Origin of the sequence: Cupriavidus sp. WS, assembly GCF_000395345.1 — a bacterium.
Classification (GTDB): domain Bacteria; phylum Pseudomonadota; class Gammaproteobacteria; order Burkholderiales; family Burkholderiaceae; genus Cupriavidus; species Cupriavidus basilensis_B.
On record NZ_AQPL01000430.1, the window covers coordinates 1 to 1,468 of the forward strand.

At 72.3% G+C, this 1,468-nt stretch carries 1 protein-coding gene; it reads right to left on the bottom strand.

What is annotated here, in order from left to right:
• Nucleotide 1: 1 nt before the first annotated feature.
• Nucleotides 2-1,468 (bottom strand): mechanosensitive ion channel family protein (locus K206_RS39685; RefSeq protein WP_020205997.1); only part of this gene is annotated, 1,467 nt, incomplete at its 5' end.

Consider the following 1,468-nt stretch of genomic DNA (forward strand, 5'->3'; position numbering starts at 1 on the left):
TTCAGCCCGGCCCGGGCGCGCCCGCCGCTTCCGCTGCCCCTGCCGCCCCCGCCACCACGCCCGCCGCCCCTGCCGCGCCGGCCTGCGCGGCCCCGGCGCCGTCCGCCGGCGCGCCGCCTTCGACCTGCACCGTCACGCGCTGCGTCGCCATGCTGATGCCGTTCTGGTCGAACTTGCGTTTGAGGCGCAGGTTGAACGCGCGCGTGATGTCGGCCTGCATCAACGGCCGCGTCTTGAACTGCGCCAGCACCACCGAGCCGTTCGGGTCGAAGCGGTCCAGGCCGAGCACGTCGAGCCCGGACAGCAGGTTGCGCGCATGGCGGAAATCGCGCGCAATCTCGTTGCCGGTCTCGCGGATCAGCTCCAGCGCGCGGTCGAGATCGCTGCCGTAGGCCACGCCGATGCTGAACACCGCGTAGGCGTAGCCGCGCGACAGGTTCTTGATGGCCTTGATCTGGCTGTATGGCAGCGTGTGCAGCGCGCCCTTGCCGTCGCGCAGCTTGACGGTGCGGATGGTCATGGCTTCCACCGTGCCGGCGTGGTCGGGCAGCTCCACCGAGTCGCCGATGGCGATGGAGTCCTCGATCACGATGAACAGCCCGGTGATCAGGTCCTGCACCAGGCTCTGCGCGCCGAAGCCGATCGCCAGGCCGACCACGCCGGCGCCGGCCAGCAGCGGCGTCACGTTGACGCCGAGGTTGGCCAGCACCACGATCAGCGTGAGCACCAGCAGCGTCACGAACAGCGCGTTGCGCACCAGCGGCAGGATGGTCTTGGCGCGCAGGCTCGGCTGCGCGCCGCGGCCGTGCGCCGGCGCCAGCGTCTGCGTGATGGCGGTATCGATGATCAGCCACAGCAGCCACGCCAGCAGCACCGTGGCGGTCACGCTGAACACCGCCTCGCCGATGCGCCGGCCCAGCGGCGACGACTCCGCGATCGCCAGCAGCGAGGTGCCCCAGATGCGGCTGCCGAGCTCGAAGTACGCCACCCAGATCAGCACCCGCACCACCGCGGTGGCAAAGCGCCAGAAGCGCGCGATGTAGGCCGAGCGCTGGCGGTCGCGCAGGCGCGGCGCGCGCCGCGAGGCCTTGGGCGAGCGCCCGCTCACCAGCGTCAGCAGCAGCGCCGCCACGAACAGCGCGACCGAGGCCACGGTGCGGCGCAGGAACACGTCGGCGTTGCCGGTGGCCATGATGGTGCCCGCCACCGAGGCCAGCACCACCGCCAGCACCGGCAGGTGCCAAGTCGCGCCCACCACGCGCAGCAGGTCCATCACCGTGGGGTGCGCCTGGCGGAAGGCCAGCGGCCGGTTGGCGATGATCTGCCCGACCTGGCGCCGGAAGCGCAGCGCGAAGCAGCCGATCAGCAGCGCCGCGGCGATGTTGGCCACGGTGGAGACCAGCGCCGACAGGTTGGTGCCGAGCGCGCCGACCACGCGCGCGTCGTTGGCCACGTCGCCCAGCGCGGC